A 25,203-nucleotide genomic window follows, 5' to 3' on the forward strand; every position below is an offset into this window, starting at 1 on the left:
TCAATTTACTCGAACTTGATTCACTTTATCATCATATTAATAATCCTTTTGATTAAGAATGAGTCACTTCTGAATACTCACCTTCGATGATTCGTGCTTCTTTATCTTCATTTGATTCCGTTTTACGGCTATGTGTTTTCGACATAATAAAGCCGACAATACTTAATCCCACAGCAAAAAATAGGCTCGAAACCAAGACAAAAAAGCCAATGAATAAAGCAACAATAGTAGCTAATAACTGTTTCATATTTTATCTCTCATTATGAATGAAATTTTATAATATCAAGCCAATTCTGAACACAAGATGAACGATCAAATCATAACCCAAAATAATGCTCTCAAATAAATAACAAACAAATCAATAATGAAACACTTCAACATAAAAATCTACATTTTCAGATAGATCACAAAATATAAAACTATTTATACAATCTTTTATTTATAGAAATACTTTTTGATAATTATCAAGCCACTCAAAATCGATTCACGCAAAATACCCCTAAATGGTTAATCCAATACAATTTCTAATCTTTAAATTTTAAACGAGGTATTTATGACTCAATCGGCTGATAAAGCACGTAAAGTCGGTATTGGCAGCTATGTGGCTCTGGCCTTTGCTGTTGTGTTCTTCTCTGGCTTTATGCAATCAAATGAATGGTATGGTGTTTTTGACTTTACAACACTAAATGGTTCATTTGGTAAAGTTGCGTATTCTGTTTCTGAAACAGCGGACGGCGTTCAAGCGGCAACCACTTCTCTACGTGGTAAAGGCGGTAGCGGTGCTCGTGACGGTTTCATTTTCGCATTAACTCTGATCCCTACCGTTATGTTTGCATTAGGTATGATCAACGTACTTGAACATTACGGTGCACTTGATGCTGCTCGTAAGCTTCTTACTCCTCTTCTACGTCCATTAATGGGTATTCCGGGTAACTCTGGTTTAGCATTAATTGCATCATTACAGAGTACCGATGCAGGAGCTGCGATGACTCGTCAACTAAAAGACGAGAAACATCTAACCAAGCGAGAAACTGACATTTTCACAATGTTCCAATTCACAGCTGGTGCAGCAATTGTAAACTTCTTCTCATCTGGTGCGGTATTATTCACTCTAACTAACCCAGATGGCTCTTTAGCTGTTCCATCATCAATTGGTCTAGCTGTTGTTGTTATGTTTGCTTTCAAATTTGTTGGTGCAAACTTATTCCGTATTTACCTAAATGTGACTGAAGGTAAAGAAGGACAAGATGATGACAAACAAGATAAAAAAATGACTGAGGAGACAGCATAATGAGCGACGTTAAAGCAAAAAAACCTATGGTTACCGATATCTTTGTTGAAGGCGCTAAAAAAGGCTGGGTTATTGCAACCACTTCAACGGTTCCTAACGTATTAATGGCATTTGTTATTATCAAAGCTCTTCAGATTACGGGCGCGCTTGATTTAATGGGTTCTATCTTCTCTCCTATTATGGCTATCTTTGGTCTTCCAGGTGAAGCTGCGGCAGTATTAATTGGTGCTTGGATGTCAATGGGCGGCGCAGTTGGTGTGGTTATTACTCTGTTTGACCAAGGTATCCTAAATGGTGCACACATTGCGATTCTTGCACCGGCAATTTACTTAATGGGCTCACAAGTACAATACATGGGCCGTATCATGGGTCCTATCGGTACTGAAGGTCGCTATATCCCAGTAATGATTGCGATCTCAGTATTAAACGCATTCGGTGCAATGTTTGTTATGAACATGATTCTATAAGGATTTCTGATGAACTTTTCTCTAAACGATTATCTAGAAGAACTACGCCCTCTTATTGACGTGGATTGCGGTACGTATACCGTTGAAGGCATCGAAGTTATTGCTAATCAAATGGCAGCTAAATACGAAGCAATGGATGGCTGGTCTGTTAAGCGTATTGACTGTGGCAAAGCAGGCGTTGGCCTTGAAGTTCGCAACAAACCTGAAGCTGAACATATTGATGTGATGATGATTGGTCACATGGATACGGTTTTCCCTGTAGGTACAGCGGCAGAGCGTCCAATGTCTTTGGATGCTGAAAAAGCGTATGGTCCAGGTGTTTCTGATATGAAATCTGGATTATTAAACGTGGTATATGCACTACGTAACTTAGACCAAACAGTATTAGATAAGCTGTCTATTTGCGTGTGTATGAACCCAGATGAAGAGACAGGATCATTAGATTCAGTTGACTGGATCCAAGAAACAGCGAAAAAAGCGAAAAACGTATTGGTTGCAGAAGCAGCCCGTGCGGACGGTGGCTTAGTTAAAGCTCGTAAAGGCATGGCTCGCTACAAAATGACCTTCAACGGTAAAGCCGCTCACGCTGGTAACGAACCTGAGAATGGCCGTAGTGCGATCACTGAAATGGCAAACTGGATCTTAGCGACAAACGCGATGACTAACTTTGAATCAGGCACTACGTTAAACGTAGGCGTGGTCTCTGGTGGTGCTGGCGCAAACATCGTTCCTGATTTAGCAACAGCTATCGTTGATGTTCGTTTCTGGGATAACGCAGAATATGACCAAGTAGATACTACTTTAAATGGCATGATTACAACGCCATTTGTGGATGGAGTATCGATTGAACTGGTTCGTGAAGCGTATAAGCCTTCTATGGTGCCATCAGAGCAAACTGAAGCACTAATGGCGATGATTGAAGAATCAGCTCAAGAGCTAAACATTGATATCAACTGGAAAGAAGTGGGTGGCGGCTCTGATGCTAACAACACTGCGATCTTAGGTGTTCCAACATTAGATGGTCTAGGCCCTATCGGTGCAGGTTTCCACAGTGCTGATGAATACTTACTGCTTGAGTCAATCGAACCGCGCATTAAGCTACTAATGAGCGTATTAACGAAATTAGCTAAATAGTATTTGTGATATAACGATAACAACGCTTTTAGCTAGGTAACAAAATAAAACAGCGAGCATTTGGCTCGCTGTTTTTTTATCTTTTTTAATCAATACGTTTTTAATTAATACGACACGGTTTTCATATATTGTTTGGGGGTAATACCAAACTGCTGATGAAAACGTTGACTAAAACGTGTTTCAGATTGATATCCACACTGTAATGCTAGATCTAATTGGCTCTGCTTTCTCTCTTGCATTAAAGATAGAGCATGACTCATTCTTACGTTCGCTAATACCGTTCTAAAATTGGTTCCATCTTGATTCAATCGACGGATCAACGTAGCTCGACTCATAGAGAAAGCATGTGATACTTCATCTAACTGATAATTTTCTGCAGGATCTTTGAAAAATAAGCACTCAGTTTATTTTGCAAAGAATCATGGGACTCTGAGAATAAAACATGCAATGCACCAACTTCTACTAGCTGCTGATAAAAGGCAAATAAATGATGTTTTTGCACATTAGAGCTTAAATTCTGAGAACTCATCTCGATTAGCAAAGAAAAACCATACGCTAATGTTGAAGAAACCTTAATAGCGTTAAGATGTTCATGTCTACGTCGATTCTCTTTACTCTCCGCGATCATTTCAGGCGTTGGCGGAAACAAAAAACAGATCTGAACCGAGTAAAAATGATCTTTTGCTGGTTTATTAATAAAACTCAGATCTTGGTTAGCCGCGGTTAGTAACCATAATTGAGCATCAATATCGTAATTTTCAGTACCTTGAATTACTCTTTTTATACCAGATTTTACCCAAATAATACTTGGAGCATAAATATGAACATTACGTAAATGTTGATCATTAACGCCTGAATAAGTTTGTACCTTAAGCAGTGTGTCACTCATGTTATGCTCCTAGTTCTTATCAATTAACGCACATACGTTGCTGTTAATACCGCTTTGTCTAACGCCATGCTATTTAAAGTATAACCAACTACTGCTGGTGAAATGTCTGCTGGTAAATCGATTTTCTCTTGTGGTAATGCCCACACTGTATATTGGTATCTGTGCATGCCATCACCTTCTGGAGGACAAGCACCACCGTAACTCATCGTACCGAAGTCATTCTTAGTTTGTAATGTATTTTTCATTGGTGAACCTTGCTCAATGCTGTGTACATTTGCAGGAATATTTAGTGCTAACCAATGCCACCAGCCACTGCCTGTAGGAGCATCTGGATCAAATACCGTAATGGCAAAACTTTTTGTTCCTTTTGGCGCATCTTTCCAACTTAATTGTGGAGAGATATTATCACCAGTACAGCCCATACCTGAGAAGGTAAACTTGCTATTCATCAATTGACCTTCGTGTATATCTGTACTTGATACTTCAAAAGCTTGGCTAGAGAATGATGCAAGAGTAAGTAACACTAATAATGCTTTGTTCATAATAATTTCCTTCACTGTTTATAGGGTGTTCTAATTAAGTACAGGAGCATTATTACGAATAAAACAAACCAAAAGACAACATAAAGTATCAAATGACAATTAAATTAAACCTATTTTGATACTTTTAGCAAAAAATATTAATTACGAAGTTCTAAGGTATACATCATAGTAGACGCCATTTCATCACCACCTTCTGGAGGCGCAACTACCCCAAACTTTGTATTTTCAAAGAAAAGATAAAAAGTGGTATCTGCAGTTAATCCATTTCCAAGTGGTAACCAACCTGATTGATGCTTTCCTGAAAGAGGAGGAAATGCAAACTCAAAATTCAACAACGCATTTTCAAAATCACCGTTTTGAGTTTCATCTTGCCAGTCTTGATAAGAGGCTTGATCAATAATATAAGATTCAGACAACACATGATTAATGTCTTGTACTGAAATATTCACTTCTTGATTTGGTTTTAGTGTAAATTCTACAACTTTGTAATCATTAGGGGAGATTAAAATTGAATCTATGTTATTTTCATCTTCTGTATCGCACCCAACCAACAGTCCTATAAGTGCAATAGGTAACACTTTCTTTATATTCATAAAATCAATCCAATGCATAAAAATAAGTTATATTAAGTATGGTATGTTTTTTCATAAAAAAAAACCACTTAGGACTAACTAAATGGCTTTTGGCGCATACACTTTAGGAGCAATATGCTTTGGGGATACGGTTATACTAGGCTAAAAAGAGCACATGAAAAAGTGAACACTTCACCCAGTATCTTTTCCCCTTTATACTAAGAACAATAATAGTTTTTTACGCATAGGCACAACATGAAAAGCAGTGATATTTTACTTGGAAAACTCAATACTGAGTTTAAAACTGTATCAGCGATGATAGAGATTTACTGTAAAAAACACCACAATGCGACTCACCTATGTGAAGAGTGCCAGCAATTGATGGACTATGCAGAAGTACGATTAGATCGTTGTCCCTATGGCGAGAATAAACCAACCTGCAATACCTGCCCTATTCATTGCTACAAGCCCGAACCAAAAGAACAAATGCGTCTTGTTATGCGCTTTTCAGGCCCAAGAATGCTACTGCATCACCCAATATTGGCGATTCGTCATCTATTATCAGAAAAGAGAACCGTTGCAGATAAACCACAACCTAATGCTTCAAACCGTCATATTCGACTTAAGAATGGAAATAAAAAATGAACTGGACATTAGACCAACTGAATGCTTTTGTAACCTCAGTAAAATGTGGTTCTTTTTCTGCTGCAGCACGTCAAATGGGGAAGGCGCAGTCACGAATTAGTACCGCAATTTCCAATTTAGAGACAGATCTTGGATTTGAACTGTTTGATCGAAGTGCTCGTTTACCTGTTTTAACTCAAGATGGCGAAGATATGTTTGTAGAAGCTCAAGCTATTTTAGAGCAATGCGAACGACTACAAGCTCGAGCAGATACTGTTGCAACCGGTGAAGAAATAGCACTCACTGTTGCATTAGATGAAGCAGTACCTATTGACGTATTTGAAGATTTCTTTCAAAAAATCTCTGCTAAATTCCCACTATTAAAACTGACAATTATTAATGGCTCTCAGGCCGATATTGCACGATGGGTTGATGAAAAAAAAGCAGATCTTGGATTTTTATTTCGAGTTAATGTTCTGTCAGATTCATTAGAATATTTATCCTTGGCTTTTTTAATCAGGCATTAATTGTCTCGCCAGAACACCCTTTAGCGCAATTTGAAAAGCCAACGTTGATCCAGCTAAATCAATATCGACAATTGGTTATTCGAGATCGTGTAGGCCACTCTCAAGAAAAACCAATTTCGGCCAATCACTGGTATATCGACAGCTATTATTATATTACCGCTCTGGTTATTCGCAGTGTTGGTTGGGCATTAGTTCCTGAACACATATTAGAATCAGGCTGGTATAAAAACCAAACTCAAAAACTATCTACAGATCATATCCTTGATACATTACAAATTGAATGGGGAGTTGTAAAACGTAGAGACAGCGGTATGGGCAATGTTATGGAGTGGATGATAGATGAAATCGAACACACATTTAAAAAACAATAAGAAGATCATGGAACGATGAAAGCACAACTTAAAACTCATTTATTAAATAACGAAACGGTTGATTTATATGAACTGTTTCATCAATTACAACCTATTTCAATTTATGAAATAATTAATCAATTACATCAACTTAAGCATGAATTGGAATTAACCACCAAACTGAGTCCTTTGGTTTCTCAAATTGATGGTCTATTACCAAGATTAAACGCTATTGATAATCCAAAAGATCAAATTGAGTGGTTATGTACAGAAATTGATATTGCACAGCGAGGGCATAGTATGAGCCGGTATATTCATTTGGTTGATTCTCATAGTACTTTTACCCCTAAAGCTGATCTTGTTCTTTTTGGTGATTCAATTACCGAATGGGGACCATGGCAAGATGTATTAACTCATATTCCTCATGTAAATCGTGGCATTGCGGGGGACACCACTTTTGGCATGTTGCGAAGAATTGAAACGACTCTAGCAGTACAACCAAAACTCATTACGATCATGGCTGGTATTAATGATTTGAGCCAAGGTTTTTCTGTTGATTCTGTCTTTGATAATTACACAAAAATCTTAGCTTATTGGCAACAAAACAATTGTGAAATCCTAGTTCAAAGTACATTATTTTGTGGTCAAAAACTGGTTCACCTTAATACTCAAGTTGCAGAGTTAAACGGTCGTTTAGTTGCCTACTGTCAGCAGCATCAAATCAATTATCTAGATGTAAATGCCGTTCTTTGTCCAAATCAATTCTTATCAAATGAATTTACATGTGACGACTTACATTTAAACGCCCGAGCCTATTCAACTTGGATTAACTTACTCCAACCTAAAATAGAAACGTTATTACCATAAATAAAAACGGCTCATCTACTGAATGAGCCGTTTATTTAAATAAGACTTGAAAATCTTAGCGAGCTTTTAGTTCAGCTAAAACTTCAACCATAGAAGGTAAAATACGATGACCAAGTTCAATAACATCTTGGCTTGGTTGTACTAAATCAGGGATTTGGTAAGTGATCATTGTTGCGGCAACCGCAGCACGAGTTCCATTATTAGAATCTTCAAATGCTAAGCACGTTTCAGGAGCAATACCTAAACGTTCCGCTGCTAAAAAATAAATTTCTGGATGTGGCTTACTGTTCTCAACCTCACATCCCGTAGCAAGTACATCAAAATAACCATCAAGACCCGCTAATGCTAATTTCTTAATAGCGATATCATTTTGAGTTGATGTAGCAACAGCCATTGGGATCTTATTGGCTTTTAACCACTCTAACAGCTCAATAACGCCTTCTTTAACAGGAATAGCTTGATTCTGAACTATAGAAAAATAACGGATACGCCACGCTTTATTTAAAGCAGAGTAATCGATATCAGGACCATAACCTGCACGGAAAAGCTCTTCAATACGTTTAGCGTTACAGCCAATCCCCGACAGATAAACATCTTCAAGAAATGGAACATTCTCTGCTTCACATGCTTGTTGAAACACGGACATACACACTCTTTCTGTATCGAGAAGTAGTCCATCCATATCGAAAATTGCAGCTTTAAATGTCATGAGAAACCTTACTGTATGAATAGCAAAAAAACGTTACGTATACCTATAACTCACTATACGTGGAGAATTGTCATAGTAAGCCAAAATGAGAGATGAAAAAAGTGAACTCTTAATTTAAAAGCACTTCCTCTTTAATTTCATACAACGATAAACTAACTATAAAAAACCACTCGCATCGCTAATAAAATCAATACGACACCAGATAACCAGTCTATCCATTTCGCTTTACTACGGAGTTTATCCACAATTCTAGGGGCAGATAATAAACAACTAATAATCGTATACCACAAGCCATCAACAACAATAGGTGTGATAACAATAATGGCTTTATCTAAAGGTTCATTACCTACTGCGACAAATTGACTAAACAAAGCTAAAAAGAACAACGCAATTTTAGGGTTTAGAAGTGAGATAAGTAGCCCTTCTTTTGCTGACTCAACAATCGTAACTTGTTGTCCAGATTCAAGCTTTGCTGCAATTCCGCCAGTGGAACGCAAGGCACCGAGACCTAAATAAGCCAAATAAGCAGCACCTAAATAACTGATCCCTTTAAATAGCACGGGTGACTGTTGTAACACTACCGCTAAGCCAATCACAGTAATAAAAGCATAAAACCCAATACCAATTGAATGAGCCCAAGCGGCTGCTATACCATTAATTCGCTTACCTGATAAGGTATGTTTCGCTACTGTCGCTAAACTTGGTCCTGGAGACATTGCTCCCAACAATGAAACCAAAAATAATGAAATCCAAATAGTTAATGTCATTTCGCTTTTAATTCCTCTTTACAACATTGTCTCATTCACAATAAAATCGCACATTCGGTTAAATAGACGAGTTTATAATGAAAAGGTTACTACCACTTTTGTTGCTAGGGGCAACTGCATCAGCGCAAGCAACAGACACTTTACACCAAATCTATATTCAGCCAAGTCTTGCAAACCTAAAAATTGATGGCTCCCATGGTAGCGCTTTAATGACTCAAGTGGGTTATAACTATCATTTCGCACCCATGATTGCGATGGATCTAAGCTATTACATGACAGCATCAATGAATGATATCGCAATGGATAATGATAAAGCATCGGCTACGGGTGCGACTATTGCAGCAAAAATGTATTTCCCAATGTCTTATTATGGCTCTTTCTATGGGAAATTCGGTTTAAACCGTACCAATGTTGAATATCAATATAAAGAAGGTAATCAAACATTAAAACAAGAAGCGGTATCAACTAAACCTTATGTTGCAGTAGGTACAGTAATGAAGCTGTTCCCTTCTGTTACCTTCAACGTTGAATATCAATATATGCCATTAGCTTCTGATGATTACATCTCATCTATTGGTGCTGGTGTGAACTTTATGTTCTAGCTTTTAAAAAGCATAAAAAAGGGCGCTTCCAATCACCTTGGAAGCGCCCTTTTTATATCAATATAGCTTCATTTATTAAGCCGCTGCAACTTCTTTCGCATCCGCTTTATTTTTCAAGAAAGCGTAAGTGAAGCCTGTTACTGCTGTACCCGCTGCAATGGCTACCAAATACATAAATACTGGCGTGATTGCGTTTGGAATAAGTAGAACAAATAGACCACCGTGTGGAGCAAGTAGTTGAGCGCCAAACAACATAGACAGACCACCAGTTAATGCACCACCCGCCATACAGCTTGGGATAACGCGCATTGGATCTTTCGCTGCAAATGGAATCGCACCTTCAGAGATAAAGCATAAACCAAGCACAAATGATGCTTTACCTGCTTCACGCTCACCCGCTTCAAACTTGTTCTTAGCAAGGAATGTCGCTAAACCCATACCTAACGCAGGAACCATACCTGCTGCCATGATAGCCGCCATTGGACCGTACGTTTGTGAAGCTAGAAGACCTACACCAAATGTATATGCAGCTTTGTTTACTGGACCACCTAAGTCGAAACACATCATACAACCAAGAATCACACCCAGTAATACAGCGTTAGTTGAGCCCATGTTGTTTAGGAATTCTGTTAACGCCGACATGATGCCAGATACAGGACCACCGACGATATAAATCATCACCAGACCAGTAAATAAACTCGCCACAAATGGAATGATTAAGATTGGTTTTAGCGCTTCCATTGATTGAGGAAGAGATACTTTATCCGCAATGAATTTAGCTGAGTAACCAGCAATGAAACCGGCAGCAATACCACCAAGGAAACCGGCACCTGTTGAGCTAGCCAACATACCACCGATTAGACCCGGAGCTAAACCAGGACGATCAGCAATCGAGAACGCGATGAAACCAGCAAGAACAGGGATCATTAACGCAAATGCAGCGCCACCACCAATATCCATTAAGGTTGCAGCAATAGTGCCAGGCTCTTTAAATGCTTCGATACCAAATACAAAAGATAATGCAATCAACAAACCACCCGCGATAACAACAGGAAGCATGTGTGATACCCTGTCATTAGGTGTTTGTACATGCCTTTTTTCTCTTCAGTTTGAGAAGATTGTGTATTACCAGACGCTTGGAAAACCGTCGCATCAGCGAAGGCTTTATTCATCTCTTGTTCTGTTTTCTTTAATGCTAAACCTGTGCTTGTTTTATATAGACGTTTACCATTAAAACGCTCAAGAGGAACTTCAATATCAGCAGCGATGATAACCAGATCCGCTTCTGCGATTTCTTGATCCGTTAATTGGTTTTTCGCCCCACAGAACCACGAGTTTCTACTTTAATAATGTGACCTTGGCGTTTACCTTCTTCTTCTAGCGCTTCAGCAGCCATGAAGGTATGTGCAACACCCGTTGGACACGCTGTGATCGCTACAATTTTTTTAGCGCCCGTATCTTCAGCAACCACTGTTGATGTCACTTCAGAAGCGGTTAATTCTTTTGCGCTGTTCGCTGCGTTTTCTAACCACGCTTGCGTATCTGTCGTACATTCCGAAATAGTGCCTGTATATACTTTTTTACCCACAAAGCGAGCGGTATCTACCTCTGTATTTGCAGCGATGATAATAGCATCTGCGCCATCAATCACTTCTTGGCTTAATACATCAACAGGTAACACGCTTGATTGGCATTCAATCGACGCAGTCCAATTTAATTTTTTTGCAGCTTGTTCTAATAAACCCGCTGCAATAATGCTGTTTGCTACACCACTTGGGCATGCTGTTACGATAGCTATGTTTTTCATATTTTGTCCTTAATCTATCACTAAGCGTTATTACACGTTGCTAGAAATAGGGTTGTGTAGGGTTACTTGTTGTTGTAATTCTTGTACATTTTAATATCTGGAACACCAACGCCGACCTGCGATACAGCTAAAGCAGAAAGAGCGGTAGCAAAAGATAAGATTTGTGAACGATCCCAATCTTGCTGCATATGACCCCAGCAAAGACCTGCAACTAACGTATCACCTGCACCAACCGTGCTGACTACGTTCATTTTAGGTGGTTGAGAATACATCCATTCAGCTTGCTTTTGATTATTTTGACCAAGCCACATCACCCCTTTTGAACCTAACGATACGACGATATTTTCAATGCCTTTTTCAGCAAGATCTTCAGCCGCTTGTTGACATGATTCTGGTGTATTTAATTCACGGCCTACAAATTCCGACAGCTCTTCATCATTTGGTTTAATTAACCAAGGGTGTGCATCTAAACCTGCAGCTAATGCAGCACGACTACTATCAAATAACACTTTCTTGCCCATTTGATGCAGTTTTTCAATCCACTCTGCGCACTGCTCTGGAGAAATACCTTTTGGCAAGCTGCCCGCTAAAACAAAAAAATCATGATCTTTTGCTAATTCAAATAGGCGAACTTCAAACTCAGCAATCGCCTGTTGCGATACCTCAACACCCGGGAAGTTAATGTCACTCACTCGCCCATCTGATTCAACTAACTTCACATTGATGCGAGTTGCACCATCAACACGAATAAATTCATCTTTAGCCTTCATCTCTTCAAATAATTGACAGAAAAGCTCTTCATTATCACGGCCTAAAAACCCAGTAACCGTCACTTCTGCGCCTAAATCAGACAACACTTTAGCAACGTTAACGCCTTTGCCTGCGGCATGAAGTGAGCCTTTACTTACTAAGCTCACAGAGCCAACCGATAACGCATCTAAACTACCAGTTAAATCTAAAGCAGGGTTCAGAGTGATAGTAACGACTTTGCTTTTTAAATGAGTACTCATCAATTAACCCTCGCCTAAACCAGAAGCAATCGCAGCACCAATACCAGCAAGCGCTTCTTTTGCATCAGCACCATCTGCGGTAAATTGCAGTTCATGACCGTGTTTAACACCAAGCGCTATCACTTTCATTAAGCTTTTCGCATTCACGGCTTTGCCATCACCATTTACGTTTAATACGGTGATTTTTGATTCGTACTTTTTCGCTTCAGCAACAAGCATTGCACCCGGGCGAGCGTGTAAACCGTGCGCATTTTTAATTTTAAAGATTGCAGTGTTATCCGCATCAGCACTTACTGTTGTTTCTTCAGTAGAAGTAGAGAACATCGCAAGTAACTGTTCAGAAGTTGCAGATAGAATCGACTCTTGTTGTTGCTCAGCAACCGCCTTAGTGATCGTCGTTAAAAACGCTTGGTGAGAAGCATTACAAGAAGCAATCGCTATCAAACCTTTAACAGGCAAGCCATTAAACTCGCAACCATTTGCAGTGGTTACAATAGACATACCAGAACGTTTAACGCCTTTGTCCGTACTTACCAACCATAAACCTTTACCTAAATGAGTCGGCTCTTTAGTGACCAGTTCAGCAACAAATGCGCTCTCTGCGTTACCGCTATTTTTTAATAAACCGCCAGCAACCGCACTCATTTGGATCATGTCACTTGCAGGGAAAAGTAATTGAATAAGTGACGCATCAAAATCCGCTTCAAACTGAACTTCGCCATTTAATAATGCAATAATGTCAGCTTCGGTTTGTGCTTGTTTTAGCTTCTCTTCTACACCATCGGCTGACAGCACTTTCGTTAATTGCTTCAGAATACCTAAGTGCTCATCTGATTTAGCCGCAATACCGATTGCCACATAAACCACATTATCATCACCCCAATTTACACCTTGTGGAAAATGATGAATGGCTACACCTGTTTGATTAACCAATTCGCGGGTATCAACCGTGCCATGTGGAATAGCAATACCATTGCCTAAAAATGTTGAGTTTTGTTGTTCACGATTAAGCATTCCATCAACATAATTTTCTGCAACTAATCCTTTGGTTGCTAGCTGTTTTGCAATCGCTTTTATTGCTGTTGTTTTATCCGCTGCTGACTGCTGCAGCGTAATGTTATTCTTTGTTAATGTCAGCATGGGTCTTAGCCTCTCGCTATCTATGTTCACTGATAATCAATCGTATTTATTGCCTAGCCAAACAAACTGAATCGATTCAGCAAAGCACTCAAAAAAGTTCAACAAATTTATTTCTACGCATTAAATTCGCATTTATGAGTAAAAATAGCGCAAATATCACGCTTTTCAAATTTGCTGAATCCTTTCAGCTTTTATACTGAATCGATTCAGCGTATAATTCAACACCTAAGCTGATTGGATCTATATTTCTATGATCCGAACCACAAAATTGAGGATCCTTACCCATGACATTAGATGAAATTGCCAAACTTGCTGGCGTCTCCAAAACCACTGCAAGCTATGTCATCAATGGTAAAGCGCAGAAATATCGCATCAGCGAAAAGACACAATTAAAAGTCATGGCAGTGGTTGATGAGCACAATTACCGCCCTGATCATGCTGCTTCTGCATTGCGTGCAGGCAGTAGCCGTTCGTTTGGATTAATCATTCCTGATCTTGAAAACACCAGTTACGCCAAACTTGCTAAACTTTTAGAATTCAATTCAAGAAAAGCCGGTTATCAAATTTTAATTGGATGCTCTGATGATGATCCAGAAACAGAAATGAATGTCGCCCACGCACTTATTAGCCGTCGTATTGATGCACTATTCGTTGCAAGTTGCTTACCTAATGGCAGTGATTACTACTTAGGTATTCAAGAAAAAGGCACACCAATTATTGCCATTGACCGTTCATTAGATGACGAGCATTTTGGTTGTGTGATCAGTGAAGATTTTGATGCGGCTTACGAGTTAACCAAGTCAGTGGTTAATGAGAATGTAAAATCAATTGGCTTAATTGGTGCGTTACCAGAGCTGAATATTTCTCGTGAACGTCAATTAGGATTTGAAGCAAAAGCCAAAGAGAAAGGTTTAGCAAGCATCACGGGGTATGGCGAACACTTTAATAGTGAATCAGGCAAAGCAATTTTTGAACAATGGATCAAAGATAACGCCATTCCAGATGCGATTATCACCACCTCTTATATTTTGCTTGAAGGGATTTTAGATGTACTCATCGAAAGGCCTGAGTTAATGACCAGAATAAAATTAGGCACGTTTGGTGATAACCGTCTATTAGATTTCTTACCCATTAAAGTTAACTCTCTACCACAACAATTTGAGTTAATCGCAGACAGTGCATTAGCATTGGGGTTGAATGCCTCAGCAAAACGCTATCAAGCAGGAATAGAGTTAATTCCTAGGAAGATTATTATTCGCTAGTCGAAAAATTGGCTGTTGCGGCAGTCAATGTATATTCTAATTCTTTACCAAATGCCTGTAGGCACACCATGCTCATCAACATAAGCTTGTGCTTCTTCGCTTAACTCTGGGTAAACAAAATCATCAGCAACTTTATACTCTACGGCTTGTACTTTGAATTGAAGCTCATTATCAAAGCATCCACCATTAAGAAATACAGATATCATTCCATCAGGAGCTAAACCTAATAAAATATTATTTTTATATGGGAGTAATAAATCATAATAGCCACAGCGTATATCGTGGTATTCACGCATTTTATTTCGTATATCTTCTGATACTTTAATCGTTTTATTATATGTTTTCTTGTTCGCTAATGAATGCCAACGAATATAAAAAGAAGCTGGTAATTCGTCACTATTAATTGAATACCCTGAATGAAACCGCTCACCACCATCCCAACCTATAGGGCTTTCAGATTCCATTGTGTTTTTTCCTATCATCCCCCTCCATCCACCTTGTTTCTTCTCTCCAACAATCAATAAGATATCCCCCCTTACTGTGTAATATTTAGGAGAAATAGTCGAAATCGTCCACTCATCTAATCGTTGAGATTTAACTTGAGATTCAGTTGAACAAGAGGAAACTAATAAACAAAAAATAATGAGTAGAAATGTTTTAGCATTAATCATGATTATTACCAAATGCCTGTAGGCACGCCATGCTCATCAACATAAGCTTGTGCTTCTTCGCTTAACTCTGGGTAAACAAAATCATCAGCAACTGTATACTCTACGGCTTGTACTTTGAATTGAAGTTCATTATCAAAACATCGATTATTTAAAAAAACAGAAATCATTCCATCAGGAGCTAAACCTAATAAAATATTATTCTTATACGGTCTAAGTTTGTTACTTTTACCACACCGTATATCATGATATTCTCGCATTTTATTTCGCATATCGTCGGAAATCCTAATTGCTTTATCGTAAGTGACATTGTTCGCCAATGAATGCCAACGAATATAAACTAATCCTGGTAACTCAGAACTTTGAATAACATAACCTGAATGATATCGCTCCCTACCCTTCCAAGAATTTGGATGCGTAGAAAGCTTAGTATATTTTGTAACCAGCCCTCTCCACCCCCCTTGTTTTTTTTCACCAGTAATCAATAAGATATCAACATACGCTGAATAATATCTTGGTGCCATCGTCGAAACTCGCCACTCATCTAATTGTTGAGGTTTAACTTGAGGTTCAGTTGCACAAGAGGAAACTAATAAACAAAGAGCAATTAAAAGATACTTATTCAAAATGGATATCCTTTCTGTTTTTTATGAGTCCAAATTTGTCTTTCACGTTCTCCGTATTGATTAATTTTAGGTTTCATCGTGTACATTCCACTATCTAAAGCCCAGTGATCTGAACAATGGACATAATGTTTTAAAACATAAGATGATAAAGATTCTGGTACTTCTTTTATAATAGACAAGCCTGAGATATTTTTTGAATGATTATAATTGTCTTCATAAAATGAGTAGAGTTCTGCTAACCTTCCGTCAAAAGTTAAAGTATTTGTTGAAAATGGAACATTATTATCAGTTGCTATCTTATGCATTAAATTAAATGAAAGTAACTGAAGATCGGGTGAAATATCTCTTGTCATTGATAATGTTGCTCTATACCGATAATGCTTATTGGTGAGTCTTGTTTTAACAATATTGTTTTGTGAAAAACAACTTGAAGAAACGACATAAGGTAGAAACTCTTGTTTCATTTCTTCAATTTTTTCTATCGCTTTATTGTTGAAGTTCTGTGCTGCATGCCAATCGTCCTCACTAATAGTGCGTAGATATGGTTTCATAATTAGTACACTATCTTTTGGATCTTTGTAACCACCACCAATATCTGAATGAACACCAAGTAAAGCAATTTCTTGATGCTCTGGGGCAACCGAATTTAGAGCGAAATTATCTCTACACTCATGATGAGCGGTAAAATGCACTACTTTATTGGCAATATCTTTAGGTAGATATAAATTAATACCATGATTGTTTTCATCAGTTGTATCAAGTAAGTCTTTAATACAACCAATTGCTGCAACTGTATCGTATAACCCAATAAAATTAATATTTACTTTAGAAGAACTATTTAGTTGTAATTTTTCATACACCAACCCATCCATTTTTTTATGAATTTCATTAGCAAAATGCCTTGCTGTAGCGGCTCCTCGACTAAAACCAAAGATATCAAAAACAATATTAAACATTAAATTATTGTCATTCAATGAATCCATCTCATCAACAACTCTACCAATAGCTTTATGAGTAATAGCGACAACACCACGATCACCGATACCTAACCCCATATCAGGAAAACGTTCGTCCTTTTCAAGCGCCTTTGTCCCTACACCTTCCATATAAATACTAAATACACTTTCTTCATCTGAATAATAAAACTCACTTAAACGCCCTATATTTGTAATCGAGTTATCATAACTTCCTCGATTTTTTTCTGAAATTTCGAATAATTCTTCGCATATATTTTGGGTTTCATCAGAAATAAACTTTTCCTCTTCACACATAGCACCAAAATCAGCATTAAACGAGTTGTTTCCTGTACCATCAAAGAAAACACCAAAGCGAATTTCTTGCTTAGTAAAATCCAGAACTTCAATTACATAACTCTCGTTATGAACAAAAGTAACATTCCCTAGCTTCCCTTTATTATGCTCTTCAAGAAATTGATAATCCGGATTATTACTCCATAGATCTCCCAATGTTGCATGTAAGTACTTTTTACTTTGGCTTTGTTCTGGACCACCCAGAGCTTCTTTTGCAAACTCTGGAACTGGCGATGTTTCTGAATCTAATCGCTTATCTCGCTCTTCAACAGCATCTATCAATGTCTGAGTATCTATAGTAACTTTTACAGGACCACTCACAATTCCTTCAATATGATTTATTCCAGAAGTCAAATTTACAGTCTGAATAGCTCCGGAAGCATCTTCGATAATGACATCAAAACCCTCATAAGACTGATTATTTTCATCTCTAAAATCCAATTCAATCCAGTTTTTACTCTTTTCACAGGGAATACAACGCTCACTCATATCTGGGTTCCTTGTTGTAATTCAGATTGAGTTACTAAATTATCTACTCGCTTAAGTTTTTTTATTTGTGCACTATCTAAATACCACGCTTCATAGATGTCGTGGCTTTGTTGTTTACTATCTTTAATTAGCATGTTCATTGAATATGCTTCTAATTCTTCATTTTCAAGACGATGCGCTCGCCCCTCTATAAGATGGTTAATTAACTGTGATTGTATATCTGAATTTTTTTCGTATATCTCTTTCATTAAAGAAGGAAGACGCTGCCACGCTAATCGCTCAGTAATCCATGCATGTCTTTCAACTGAATATGATGAATGGTGTTTTTCTATCTTCCACCACGGCTCTGATTTATAACTTACTTGAGAGGCGCTATTTTCGTAAGAACACAAAGAACCGACTGACGATATAATTTCTATACACTCTGAACTACCAAGAAATAACGATAATTCTTTCTGGTTAAATGATGAAAGCATAGCTTCTAAAACAACTCGGTCATAATAACGAAATAAAACCAATTCTCCATCAAGCCCTGCAAACGTTAAACTTTTCCAATGCTGTATATGTGTTTCAATATCATCGGAAAAATAAATACAAAAGCCTGATGGTTTATTGGCAAAATAAACTAAAAATTCTTTAGGTGGATATGGCAATAACCATGGACCAATCTCTTTCTGTGCATCAAATTCAGTATCTAAATACAAAGGAAAAGCATTACCACCACCATAGTGATAAAAGCGATCAATAACCTCTTTATCTTCAAGAGGATTCACTACCAAATAGCTCTGTTCATGCATTCTATTATTCCCCTCCGCAAGGTTTAACAGCAATTGCATTCAATTTTTGAGCGTTCTCTAATGCATTTTGAGGAGCTTTCATTGGTAAAGATCCCGCCTGCTCAACCTCTTTCCCCATTGGTAACACGGCTGTTTTTCCTGCATAACCACTGCCACTTCCTGCGCTTCCGCCAGAGTTCAGGTTAATTGCAGAACCAATAAGATGAACGCCTGCTGGGTCAATTTTTACAACACTACCGCCGGCTTTAATGGTGATTTCAGTACCTGCTTCTAACACTATTTTTTGACCTGATTTTAAATGCAATTCAGAGCCGATCTCTTCTAGCTGTTTTTTGCCTACTTTTTTATGTAAAGAGCCATTAACTTGATGATGAGCGTCGCCTTTAATCGTTTCAAACTGGCTCCCATTAACGGTGGTATGACGATTGTTTTTTATCTCATTAAACTGATTGTTATGTACAATCTTATGTTCATCATTGAAGACTTCTATTGTGTGATCATGTTGGATCTGGCTATCCATGTCTTTTGCTGCATGAATATAAATTTGCTCTGCGTTTTTTTTATCTTCAAAGCGCAGTTCATTAAAATTTTCACCACCTAATGAACTTGAGGTTTTAAAGGTACTGCGTGTTTTATGCTCAGGTAAGGTATAAGGTGGTTTATTGGCACCGTTATAAAGCGCTCCAGTAATAATGGGCTTATCTGGATCACCATGAATGAAACTGACAATCACCTCGTGTCCTATCCTAGGTAAAATAAACTGCCCATATTGGTTTCCAGCCCAACCCTGAGATGTTCGTAACCAACAACTGGTCTTTTCATTTCCCTGACCATTTCTATCCCAATGAAACTGTACTTTTACGCGACCATGCTCATCACAATATATCTCTTCGCTTTCAGGGCCTGTTACGATAGCCGTATCAACATTATGGATAAGTGGCTTAGGTTGAGTAGTAAGCTTAAAAGGAACTATCCATGGCATACAACGAAAGCTGGCATTATATTCAGAGCCACCATCAGCCAATTCTTCAAGTACCTGAGGCTGACGCCCGCTATGAAACACTTGAGTTAGCAACCAAGTATCGTTCCACTCAGGATTAGGATGTTCTTGAATAGGTTGGAAATACCCTACAGTCAATTGTGCGCAGTCGCTCTCGCCGAAAAGCTCAATACTCCTAGCTCTTTGTTGCTCTAGTCGTAATGACGCTTGTTTTGTGGCTTTTTCTGATGAGGTTTGATTAATTGGGTATTGATAATGTTCTAATGCTAACTCAGAGGCACATTCACCTTGATCATCGTTCTGCATAATCCCAGCAGGAAGTCGTGTCGGCGTTTCAAAATTAAAGTCTCTTACTGATACTTTACCGACGCTTACTTGCTGCTTTTTCATTAAAGAAGTAATGGTGTTGCCATCTTTCGTCATTCCATTATCAGCAACAACGCACAAGGGAGGTAATTCGGTATATATTTCAGGTCCATCCGAAATAATCTGTTTAACTCCACTCTCTGTATGTTCAAAATAATATACTAAGCCTTCTTCAGACAATAAGCGCTGAACAAACATGGCATCGGATTCACCGTATTGAACACAGTATTCTCTTGGTTCATGAGTATTAAACAGCTCAATAGTAAAATGATTACTCAAGATCCCCGCTTGTTGATAAATCTCGGTAATGATGTCTGGTACGGTTTTATTTTGAAATATTTGATAATTGGTTCGATAATTGAGAAGCGCAAAAATAGGAACCAGACTTAATCGGTAGGTACTGTTTCGAAAAGAAGTGCTGATTTGCTCTATCGATTCAATAATGCCATGCACATACCTTGGCGCAAAATCGGGATTATTGTCATGATGCAATGTCAAGCAAGCTGGCAATTGTAGCCATTGAGCTAAATTCAATTCAGGCTCTTCACAAATAAAAGTAACATCAAACTGATAGTTTTCTCCCAACGTTTCTTGCCCTGAGAATGAATACACTTGAAGTGGAATATCTATCGTTGCAACGTTAATTTCAAATTGAGCTTGGTTTGCATCCTGCATAATGATCCTTCCTAATACACGACTCTACTTTCATCGCGTTAAACACGGTGACTTAATTAAATAAGCTAAAACGCAAAAAGGGAGAGCCATCATAAACAGCTAGGGGGCTTATGATATTGACTCTCCCGAAAATGCGAGCGATTACGCTTTCATTGCTGTACGCCAGTCATCGTTACCTGATGTACCTGCGACTTCGTGCGTCCAATCAATGGCACGATATGTCATAAATACATCTTCTAGGTGTGTGAAATGCGCTTGTGATGGATCTTGACAGTTAGGCATTGACGCTGTGATATCAACGATAATCGCATCGTGTAGAACTGTTGTGAAATAGTGCTCTTGTGTACCTGTTGCAGAAGTACGGTACCACTTAATCTCAACTTTAGGCAGTTTCTCACCAGACGTTAATGCGTTATACATTAGTGGTGATGCCTTATCGAATACTTTTGTAATACGTACAGGCTTATGCACACGTTGACCAGTAGGCTGACCTGATTGAGGATCACGAGGTAATAAAACCTGGTGTTCAAATCCTTGAACTAATACTTCGTCTTCATGACCTTCTTGGTAAATGTTACCTACTGAGTCTTCAGTAAATGTACCTGCAGTAATTAGTCCCTGTTTTTCGCCTTCAATGCGCATATAAGCTGGAGTTGGCATACTTTCTTCCTTTTAAACAATAGTAAATGAATAATTCCTTATCCCTATTGCCAAAGGTGTGCCAATTTTTTAATCTTTAAATATCAATAAGATAAAATGATAATAAACATAAATTATAAAATAAAAGTTTGAAAAACAATCAAAGATTCTTGAAAATCAATCAAACTAATATCCGTGCCAAATTAAACTATCTCTCGTACTGAATCACGATTTTCCGATTCAGTTATCAAAAAAACCATTAATTAAGTAAATGAGCATAAAGGTGACTCACTTTTTCACTGCATTTAGGATTCGCTTCCATTCTTTTATAATGTGCGATGGTTTTATGTAAATACTCTTGGTGCTCAGTATCACTCAAGTTCCACATTTCAGAACCTATGCAATGTAATGGCTGTGTTGATCGGTTACTCACATGCAATACTTCATAAAATCGTTGGTTTTCTTTTACAAGCGTTTCAGAGATCAAACCAAAGCCCATTTCAATTAATTCTCGCCTTACCCTGTAATTATGCAAAACTGGGCAAAGAATAAACTCTAAATCAGCATCTTTATTATACTGATAAATAGACCGTACTAACTCAATAAGTAAATCGCCACCAACACCAGCAATAATAATTAAATTTTTAGAATCATTAACTAATGGAAGGTGCGCCACATCCATACAATGAACCTGCCATTGGGTTGAATATCAGCGGCGTATTTATTAAGTCGAGTTTCTAGTTCTACCATTAAGCTATCTACCACATCCACAAAGTGAATCATGCTTTTGGGTTGTGAGACTAATAAAGCCATACCTAACTGGCCATGGTCACAGCAACAGTCCCAAATATGATCATAATGGGTTGTTACTTTATTTCTGATGGTATCTAAACGAGAGCTTAATTTCATGAGTTTAATCTGTAGTAAAAATCAGACACAGTATATAGTATTTTTTTCATAAAAATCAGGTAAGCTACCCTATAGAATTCTTAATCAAATGGTAATGATGATGTATAAACTGATCGCGCTTGATATGGATGGCACTCTGCTTAATTCCGACAAACAAATCTCTGCAGAAAACAAAGCTGCAATTGCCGCTGCTCGTAAAAAAGGTGTCGTTGTCGTATTGGCTTCTGGACGTCCACTAAATGGCATGAAACCGCAGCTTGAAGAACTTGGAATGACAACTGAAAACGACTACGTGCTCAGTTATAACGCATCATTAGTTCAAAAAGTGAAAAATGAGGAAGTGATCCGTAGCCAAATCATTACTGGTGCAGATGCCAAAGCCATTGCAAAACTTGCACAAGAGCTTGGTGTGAATGTTCATGCATTTTCTCAAGAAAAAGGGTTAATTACTCCAGCACTAAGTCACTACACAGAGCATGAATCAAAAATCACAGGTATGCCAATCACAGTTATTGATTTTGAAGAACTTGCTGATGATGAACAGATACTTAAAGCAATGATGATTGATGAACCAGAACTGCTTTCTGCAGCTATCAAACAACTTCCTGAAGCACTTTATAAACAGTTTACCATTGTTCAAAGTGCGCCTTTCTTCTTAGAATTTTTAAACCCAAACAGCAACAAGGGTGTAGGTGTAGAAGCACTGGCTGAGCATCTAGGTATTACTGCCGATGAGGTAATTTGTATGGGTGATGCTGGCAATGATTGGCACATGATTAAATACGCAGGTTTAGGCGTTGCAATGGCCAACGCAACCGATGATGTAAAAGAGATTGCTAATCACATTACCGTAAGTAATAACGAACATGGTGTAGCAAAAGTGATTGAAGAGTTTGTATTAAACGCTTAATTTCATTACATAAATACAAATAAAAATAGCCCCTAGCATGAATAGACATACTAAGGGCTATTTTATTTCTGATAAAGACTGATTACATGATTACGCTTCTGATTCAACCATGTGTTTTTCGTTATCTCCACCACTGTTCTTCTTCTTCAATGAAATAAGAATGAGTGAACACACCATTCCAACAACAGCAACAGTTAAACCAATACCAAAGATCATTTGATATGCCTGAACTGCAGGATAGCTATCAATAATCCAACCATTTAATGCATATGCCCAGAATACAGAAGCATAAGCTGCAAATGAACCGACGCTCATTGCTGAACCACTGTAATCTTTAGGTACGCCCGCTTCTGCCACTGGCGCTAAAATAATGCCTTTTGCTAAGAAAATGCTAAATGAGAAACACATTAATAGAACCATGTTCATCATTAACATGCCTTCTGATTTAGGTAGAGCAATCGTCACACCTAAACATACCGCCGTTAAACCTAAAGCGAAGAACATCATCTTAATGGAAGATTTAAAAATGAAATCAGCAATAGAGCCAGCGACAAGACCTGCAACAACACCCATTGCGCCTGTATTAATGATACCGAAGATCGCAGCTTGAGCAGTAGACAACCCGAACACAGCTTGAAGGTAAGGAACCGTATAAATCAGTGTAATATAAATCCAATATACGGTTAGAGAAGTAATTGCAGCTAGCCATACCGTTGGCATTTTTAAAACGTGAATTAAGCCTTTTAATGCCTCTTTGTTTTTGCTTTCACCTTGCTTAATTTCCATATGGTTATCTGGTACGAATTTCCATACACAGAAGATCATTGGAAGAATAAGCAATGTATAGAAAACAATTGCACCTTGGAATACAAGAATAGAGCCACCAACCAATGCCATGATACCGACGATAACCGCATTCATACTCATCTCAGCAGCGCGTCGCACAGATTCTAATAGCCCAAACGCCATTCCTTTGTTTCTATCGCCAGACATTAACGTCACACCATTCACAACGGCAGGCCAGAATGCGGCGTCGACTAAGCCCCAAATACCTGCAATAACGACAAGTATGCTAAAACCAGGTTCTAAGAAGATGATCGCCATCATACTTAAAAAACGAATCGACAAACTGGTTATTAAAATGGATTTAACAGAAAAACGATTATTGACCCAACCAGCTGGAATATAGAAGAACATTGCTGAGCCTATCAGCGTAAATAGGATCCCCATTTGGGTATTATCTATTTTTAGTACTTCTAATAATAAATTATAAAATGTCCCTTTAAAGGCTTCAAAGGCCGAGTAAATAATTTGCCCTGACATTACGACAGAGAAAAAACCGAATAGCTGATTTCGACTGGTAAACCCAATCTTTTCAAATAAGTTCATTTGAGCAATCCTTTCACGTTATTGAATTATTAGTTTTGTTATTATTGTTTTGCTTTGTATTTAGAAGGAAACTTATGAGCTATATCAGTACAGATACCATCTACACCCCAGTTAAATAGTTCATTTGCACGAGCCAAATCATTCACCGTCCAAACATTCACTTTAATGCCTGATGCTTTAAATTTTTGCACCATATCGCGAGTTAATCCTTTTTCTTCAGGGTGAATATAATCCGCTTGGCACCACTCAATAATTGAATTCCAGTCATCCCACAATGTATGGCTTTCAAAAAGACATGCTACTTTCGTTTCTGGGCTTTTGCGCTTAAATTCAGATAAAACAAGATGATTAAAGCTTGAAATGATCAGCTCTCTTTCAGAGTTCAGCTCTTTTAATGCCGTAATCAGATTATCAATCAATAAATGACTAAGCTTTGCGCTCGCTGAACATGATTTGATTTCGATATTCAAATTCAATTCTTTTTCGTTCGCTAATGTAATTAATTGTTGAATCGTCGGTAAACGCTCATCAATATAGTCATCACTAAACCAACTGCCAGCATCAATAGAAGATAAATCAGCACTACTAATATCACACAAGCGACCACTTTTATCAGTGCAACGATCTAACGTATCGTCATGAGATATGATCACCGTGCCATCTTGTAGAATATCGACATCACATTCAAACCATTGAACGCCATGATCTTTACATAATGAGAATGCTGAAAGGGTATTTTCAGGAGCCAGAGAAGACATTCCACGATGAGCTATTAATGTTTTCATTGTTAACCTATTTCACGTGTTAAAAGATAGAAATAATAATAACGCTTAGGTCATTGCATAAATGTGACAGAAACGAACAA

At 38.0% G+C, this 25,203-nt stretch carries 27 protein-coding genes and 2 pseudogenes; 9 read left to right on the forward strand and 20 right to left on the reverse strand.

Going from position 1 to position 25,203, the window contains the following annotated elements; translation table 11 throughout:
* Window positions 1-52: 52 nt before the first annotated feature.
* Entirely contained in the window at window positions 53-247 is a 195-nt protein-coding gene (locus tag AAFX60_019380) for a hypothetical protein (GenBank protein XDF79310.1), read from the reverse strand.
* Window positions 248-553: 306 nt separating this feature from the next.
* Here AAFX60_019380 and AAFX60_019385 point away from each other — a divergent pair, with 306 nt between their 5' ends.
* Genes AAFX60_019385 through AAFX60_019395 form a run of 3 tightly spaced genes read left to right on the forward strand, consistent with a single transcriptional unit; the run spans window position 554 to window position 2,892 of the window.
* Window positions 554-1,291, forward strand: coding sequence for a nucleoside recognition domain-containing protein (locus AAFX60_019385; protein XDF79311.1), 738 nt, complete (start codon window positions 554-556; stop codon window positions 1,289-1,291).
* Complete coding sequence (locus tag AAFX60_019390) at window positions 1,291-1,758, forward strand: YjiG family protein (protein XDF79312.1); 468 nt, start codon at window positions 1,291-1,293, stop codon at window positions 1,756-1,758. The genes AAFX60_019385 and AAFX60_019390 overlap by 1 nt, the downstream gene beginning before the upstream one ends.
* 9 nt (window positions 1,759-1,767) lie before the next feature.
* Window positions 1,768-2,892 (forward strand): M20 family metallopeptidase, encoded by a 1,125-nt coding sequence (locus AAFX60_019395; GenBank protein XDF79313.1) that lies wholly within the window; start codon window positions 1,768-1,770, stop codon window positions 2,890-2,892.
* A 104-nt stretch (window positions 2,893-2,996) separates the two neighbouring features.
* On the opposite strand, the gene AAFX60_019400 is transcribed toward AAFX60_019395, so the two are convergent.
* From AAFX60_019400 to AAFX60_019415, 4 genes are all read right to left on the reverse strand, one after another.
* A complete protein-coding gene (locus tag AAFX60_019400) occupies window positions 2,997-3,227 on the reverse strand; it encodes a helix-turn-helix transcriptional regulator (GenBank protein XDF79314.1) in 231 nt (76 codons plus the stop codon).
* 23 nt (window positions 3,228-3,250) lie between these two features.
* Window positions 3,251-3,781: a hypothetical protein gene (locus tag AAFX60_019405; GenBank protein ID XDF79315.1), complete on the reverse strand. Its 531-nt coding sequence runs from the start codon at window positions 3,779-3,781 to the stop codon at window positions 3,251-3,253.
* A 23-nt stretch (window positions 3,782-3,804) separates the two neighbouring features.
* The gene (locus tag AAFX60_019410; protein ID XDF79316.1) at window positions 3,805-4,323 is read right to left on the reverse strand and encodes a YbhB/YbcL family Raf kinase inhibitor-like protein; all 519 of its coding nucleotides are present in this window, start codon (window positions 4,321-4,323) and stop codon (window positions 3,805-3,807) included.
* Window positions 4,324-4,460: 137 nt separating this feature from the next.
* The gene (locus tag AAFX60_019415; protein ID XDF79317.1) at window positions 4,461-4,916 is read right to left on the reverse strand and encodes a hypothetical protein; all 456 of its coding nucleotides are present in this window, start codon (window positions 4,914-4,916) and stop codon (window positions 4,461-4,463) included.
* A gap of 234 nt (window positions 4,917-5,150) precedes the next feature.
* Here AAFX60_019415 and AAFX60_019420 point away from each other — a divergent pair, with 234 nt between their 5' ends.
* The 3 genes and pseudogenes from AAFX60_019420 (at window position 5,151) to AAFX60_019430 (ending at window position 7,263) form a co-directional block, all read left to right on the forward strand.
* Complete coding sequence (locus AAFX60_019420; GenBank protein XDF79318.1) at window positions 5,151-5,540, forward strand: nitrous oxide-stimulated promoter family protein; 390 nt, start codon at window positions 5,151-5,153, stop codon at window positions 5,538-5,540.
* Window positions 5,537-6,417 (forward strand): annotated as a pseudogene (locus AAFX60_019425) (LysR family transcriptional regulator). The gene AAFX60_019420 and the pseudogene AAFX60_019425 overlap by 4 nt, the downstream one beginning before the upstream one ends.
* Before the next feature lie 15 nt (window positions 6,418-6,432).
* Window positions 6,433-7,263: an SGNH/GDSL hydrolase family protein gene (locus AAFX60_019430; protein ID XDF79319.1), complete on the forward strand. Its 831-nt coding sequence runs from the start codon at window positions 6,433-6,435 to the stop codon at window positions 7,261-7,263.
* Window positions 7,264-7,318: 55 nt separating this feature from the next.
* Here the strand turns inward: AAFX60_019430 and AAFX60_019435 are convergent, their stop codons facing one another.
* Together AAFX60_019435 and AAFX60_019440 are read right to left on the reverse strand one after the other, a co-directional pair.
* Window positions 7,319-7,972, reverse strand: a complete 654-nt coding sequence (locus AAFX60_019435; protein XDF79320.1) for an HAD family phosphatase — start codon at window positions 7,970-7,972, stop codon at window positions 7,319-7,321.
* Between the two features lie 152 nt (window positions 7,973-8,124).
* Window positions 8,125-8,739, reverse strand: coding sequence for a LysE family translocator (locus tag AAFX60_019440; protein XDF79321.1), 615 nt, complete (start codon window positions 8,737-8,739; stop codon window positions 8,125-8,127).
* A gap of 77 nt (window positions 8,740-8,816) precedes the next feature.
* On the opposite strand from AAFX60_019440, the gene AAFX60_019445 reads away from it, so the two are divergent.
* Complete coding sequence (locus AAFX60_019445; protein ID XDF79322.1) at window positions 8,817-9,341, forward strand: outer membrane beta-barrel protein; 525 nt, start codon at window positions 8,817-8,819, stop codon at window positions 9,339-9,341.
* Window positions 9,342-9,416: 75 nt separating this feature from the next.
* Here AAFX60_019445 and fruA read toward each other — a convergent pair.
* The 3 genes and pseudogenes from fruA to fruB form a co-directional block, all read right to left on the reverse strand.
* Window positions 9,417-11,148: pseudogene (fruA, locus tag AAFX60_019450) on the reverse strand (PTS fructose transporter subunit IIBC).
* Between the two features lie 62 nt (window positions 11,149-11,210).
* Window positions 11,211-12,158 (reverse strand): 1-phosphofructokinase, encoded by a 948-nt coding sequence (pfkB, locus tag AAFX60_019455; GenBank protein XDF79323.1) that lies wholly within the window; start codon window positions 12,156-12,158, stop codon window positions 11,211-11,213.
* Between the two features lie 3 nt (window positions 12,159-12,161).
* On the reverse strand, window positions 12,162-13,298 hold the full coding sequence (gene fruB, locus AAFX60_019460) for a fused PTS fructose transporter subunit IIA/HPr protein (protein XDF79324.1): 1,137 nt from the start codon (window positions 13,296-13,298) through the stop codon (window positions 12,162-12,164).
* 284 nt (window positions 13,299-13,582) lie between these two features.
* On the opposite strand from fruB, the gene cra reads away from it, so the two are divergent.
* Entirely contained in the window at window positions 13,583-14,560 is a 978-nt protein-coding gene (gene cra / locus AAFX60_019465; GenBank protein XDF79325.1) for a catabolite repressor/activator, read from the forward strand.
* A gap of 44 nt (window positions 14,561-14,604) precedes the next feature.
* On the opposite strand, the gene AAFX60_019470 is transcribed toward cra, so the two are convergent.
* The 8 genes from AAFX60_019470 to AAFX60_019505 all read right to left on the reverse strand — a co-directional run bounded on the left by AAFX60_019470 (window position 14,605) and on the right by AAFX60_019505 (window position 22,039).
* Window positions 14,605-15,231: a DUF2931 family protein gene (locus AAFX60_019470; GenBank protein ID XDF79326.1), complete on the reverse strand. Its 627-nt coding sequence runs from the start codon at window positions 15,229-15,231 to the stop codon at window positions 14,605-14,607.
* A gap of 5 nt (window positions 15,232-15,236) precedes the next feature.
* Complete coding sequence (locus AAFX60_019475) at window positions 15,237-15,854, reverse strand: DUF2931 family protein (protein XDF79327.1); 618 nt, start codon at window positions 15,852-15,854, stop codon at window positions 15,237-15,239.
* Window positions 15,851-17,653, reverse strand: coding sequence for a DUF2235 domain-containing protein (locus tag AAFX60_019480; GenBank protein ID XDF79328.1), 1,803 nt, complete (start codon window positions 17,651-17,653; stop codon window positions 15,851-15,853). Before AAFX60_019480 ends, AAFX60_019475 begins: the two co-directional genes overlap by 4 nt.
* Complete coding sequence (locus AAFX60_019485; GenBank protein ID XDF79329.1) at window positions 17,650-18,450, reverse strand: DUF4123 domain-containing protein; 801 nt, start codon at window positions 18,448-18,450, stop codon at window positions 17,650-17,652. Before AAFX60_019485 ends, AAFX60_019480 begins: the two co-directional genes overlap by 4 nt.
* Window positions 18,451-18,454: 4 nt before the next feature.
* On the reverse strand, window positions 18,455-20,491 hold the full coding sequence (locus tag AAFX60_019490) for a type VI secretion system tip protein VgrG (protein XDF79330.1): 2,037 nt from the start codon (window positions 20,489-20,491) through the stop codon (window positions 18,455-18,457).
* A gap of 141 nt (window positions 20,492-20,632) precedes the next feature.
* A complete protein-coding gene (locus tag AAFX60_019495; GenBank protein ID XDF79331.1) occupies window positions 20,633-21,151 on the reverse strand; it encodes an Hcp family type VI secretion system effector in 519 nt (172 codons plus the stop codon).
* A gap of 238 nt (window positions 21,152-21,389) precedes the next feature.
* On the reverse strand, window positions 21,390-21,812 hold the full coding sequence (locus AAFX60_019500; protein ID XDF79332.1) for a tRNA (adenine(22)-N(1))-methyltransferase TrmK: 423 nt from the start codon (window positions 21,810-21,812) through the stop codon (window positions 21,390-21,392).
* Window positions 21,788-22,039 carry an SAM-dependent methyltransferase gene (locus tag AAFX60_019505; protein ID XDF79333.1) on the reverse strand — a complete coding sequence of 84 codons (252 nt, stop codon included), beginning with the start codon at window positions 22,037-22,039 and terminating at the stop codon, window positions 21,788-21,790. Before AAFX60_019505 ends, AAFX60_019500 begins: the two co-directional genes overlap by 25 nt.
* 100 nt (window positions 22,040-22,139) lie before the next feature.
* On the opposite strand from AAFX60_019505, the gene yidA reads away from it, so the two are divergent.
* The gene (gene yidA / locus AAFX60_019510; GenBank protein XDF79334.1) at window positions 22,140-22,949 is read left to right on the forward strand and encodes a sugar-phosphatase; all 810 of its coding nucleotides are present in this window, start codon (window positions 22,140-22,142) and stop codon (window positions 22,947-22,949) included.
* A 90-nt stretch (window positions 22,950-23,039) separates the two neighbouring features.
* Here the strand turns inward: yidA and AAFX60_019515 are convergent, their stop codons facing one another.
* Together AAFX60_019515 and AAFX60_019520 are read right to left on the reverse strand one after the other, a co-directional pair.
* Window positions 23,040-24,338: an MFS transporter gene (locus AAFX60_019515; protein XDF79335.1), complete on the reverse strand. Its 1,299-nt coding sequence runs from the start codon at window positions 24,336-24,338 to the stop codon at window positions 23,040-23,042.
* 41 nt (window positions 24,339-24,379) lie between these two features.
* A complete protein-coding gene (locus AAFX60_019520; GenBank protein XDF79336.1) occupies window positions 24,380-25,123 on the reverse strand; it encodes a glycerophosphodiester phosphodiesterase family protein in 744 nt (247 codons plus the stop codon).
* Window positions 25,124-25,203: the final 80 nt, after the last annotated feature.

The organism is Aliivibrio fischeri (genome assembly GCA_038993745.2).
Lineage (GTDB): Bacteria > Pseudomonadota > Gammaproteobacteria > Enterobacterales > Vibrionaceae > Aliivibrio > Aliivibrio fischeri_B.

Bases quoted from the DNA above. Each gene is read 5' to 3' on its own strand.
- AAFX60_019380 (XDF79310.1), bottom strand. From the start codon at position 247: ATGAAACAGTTATTAGCTACTATTGTTGCTTTATTCATTGGCTTTTTT.
- AAFX60_019385 (XDF79311.1), top strand. From the start codon at position 554: ATGACTCAATCGGCTGATAAAGCACGTAAAGTCGGTATTGGCAGCTAT.
- AAFX60_019390 (XDF79312.1), top strand. From the start codon at position 1,291: ATGAGCGACGTTAAAGCAAAAAAACCTATGGTTACCGATATCTTTGTT.
- AAFX60_019395 (XDF79313.1), top strand. From the start codon at position 1,768: ATGAACTTTTCTCTAAACGATTATCTAGAAGAACTACGCCCTCTTATT.
- AAFX60_019400 (XDF79314.1), bottom strand. From the start codon at position 3,227: ATGAGTCGAGCTACGTTGATCCGTCGATTGAATCAAGATGGAACCAAT.
- AAFX60_019405 (XDF79315.1), bottom strand. From the start codon at position 3,781: ATGAGTGACACACTGCTTAAGGTACAAACTTATTCAGGCGTTAATGAT.
- AAFX60_019410 (XDF79316.1), bottom strand. From the start codon at position 4,323: ATGAACAAAGCATTATTAGTGTTACTTACTCTTGCATCATTCTCTAGC.
- AAFX60_019415 (XDF79317.1), bottom strand. From the start codon at position 4,916: ATGAATATAAAGAAAGTGTTACCTATTGCACTTATAGGACTGTTGGTT.
- AAFX60_019420 (XDF79318.1), top strand. From the start codon at position 5,151: ATGAAAAGCAGTGATATTTTACTTGGAAAACTCAATACTGAGTTTAAA.
- AAFX60_019430 (XDF79319.1), top strand. From the start codon at position 6,433: ATGAAAGCACAACTTAAAACTCATTTATTAAATAACGAAACGGTTGAT.
- AAFX60_019435 (XDF79320.1), bottom strand. From the start codon at position 7,972: ATGACATTTAAAGCTGCAATTTTCGATATGGATGGACTACTTCTCGAT.
- AAFX60_019440 (XDF79321.1), bottom strand. From the start codon at position 8,739: ATGACATTAACTATTTGGATTTCATTATTTTTGGTTTCATTGTTGGGA.
- AAFX60_019445 (XDF79322.1), top strand. From the start codon at position 8,817: ATGAAAAGGTTACTACCACTTTTGTTGCTAGGGGCAACTGCATCAGCG.
- pfkB (XDF79323.1), bottom strand. From the start codon at position 12,158: ATGAGTACTCATTTAAAAAGCAAAGTCGTTACTATCACTCTGAACCCT.
- fruB (XDF79324.1), bottom strand. From the start codon at position 13,298: ATGCTGACATTAACAAAGAATAACATTACGCTGCAGCAGTCAGCAGCG.
- cra (XDF79325.1), top strand. From the start codon at position 13,583: ATGACATTAGATGAAATTGCCAAACTTGCTGGCGTCTCCAAAACCACT.
- AAFX60_019470 (XDF79326.1), bottom strand. From the start codon at position 15,231: ATGATTAATGCTAAAACATTTCTACTCATTATTTTTTGTTTATTAGTT.
- AAFX60_019480 (XDF79328.1), bottom strand. From the start codon at position 17,653: ATGAGTGAGCGTTGTATTCCCTGTGAAAAGAGTAAAAACTGGATTGAA.
- AAFX60_019485 (XDF79329.1), bottom strand. From the start codon at position 18,450: ATGCATGAACAGAGCTATTTGGTAGTGAATCCTCTTGAAGATAAAGAG.
- AAFX60_019490 (XDF79330.1), bottom strand. From the start codon at position 20,491: ATGCAGGATGCAAACCAAGCTCAATTTGAAATTAACGTTGCAACGATA.
- AAFX60_019495 (XDF79331.1), bottom strand. From the start codon at position 21,151: ATGCCAACTCCAGCTTATATGCGCATTGAAGGCGAAAAACAGGGACTA.
- AAFX60_019500 (XDF79332.1), bottom strand. From the start codon at position 21,812: ATGGATGTGGCGCACCTTCCATTAGTTAATGATTCTAAAAATTTAATT.
- AAFX60_019505 (XDF79333.1), bottom strand. From the start codon at position 22,039: ATGAAATTAAGCTCTCGTTTAGATACCATCAGAAATAAAGTAACAACC.
- yidA (XDF79334.1), top strand. From the start codon at position 22,140: ATGTATAAACTGATCGCGCTTGATATGGATGGCACTCTGCTTAATTCC.
- AAFX60_019515 (XDF79335.1), bottom strand. From the start codon at position 24,338: ATGAACTTATTTGAAAAGATTGGGTTTACCAGTCGAAATCAGCTATTC.
- AAFX60_019520 (XDF79336.1), bottom strand. From the start codon at position 25,123: ATGAAAACATTAATAGCTCATCGTGGAATGTCTTCTCTGGCTCCTGAA.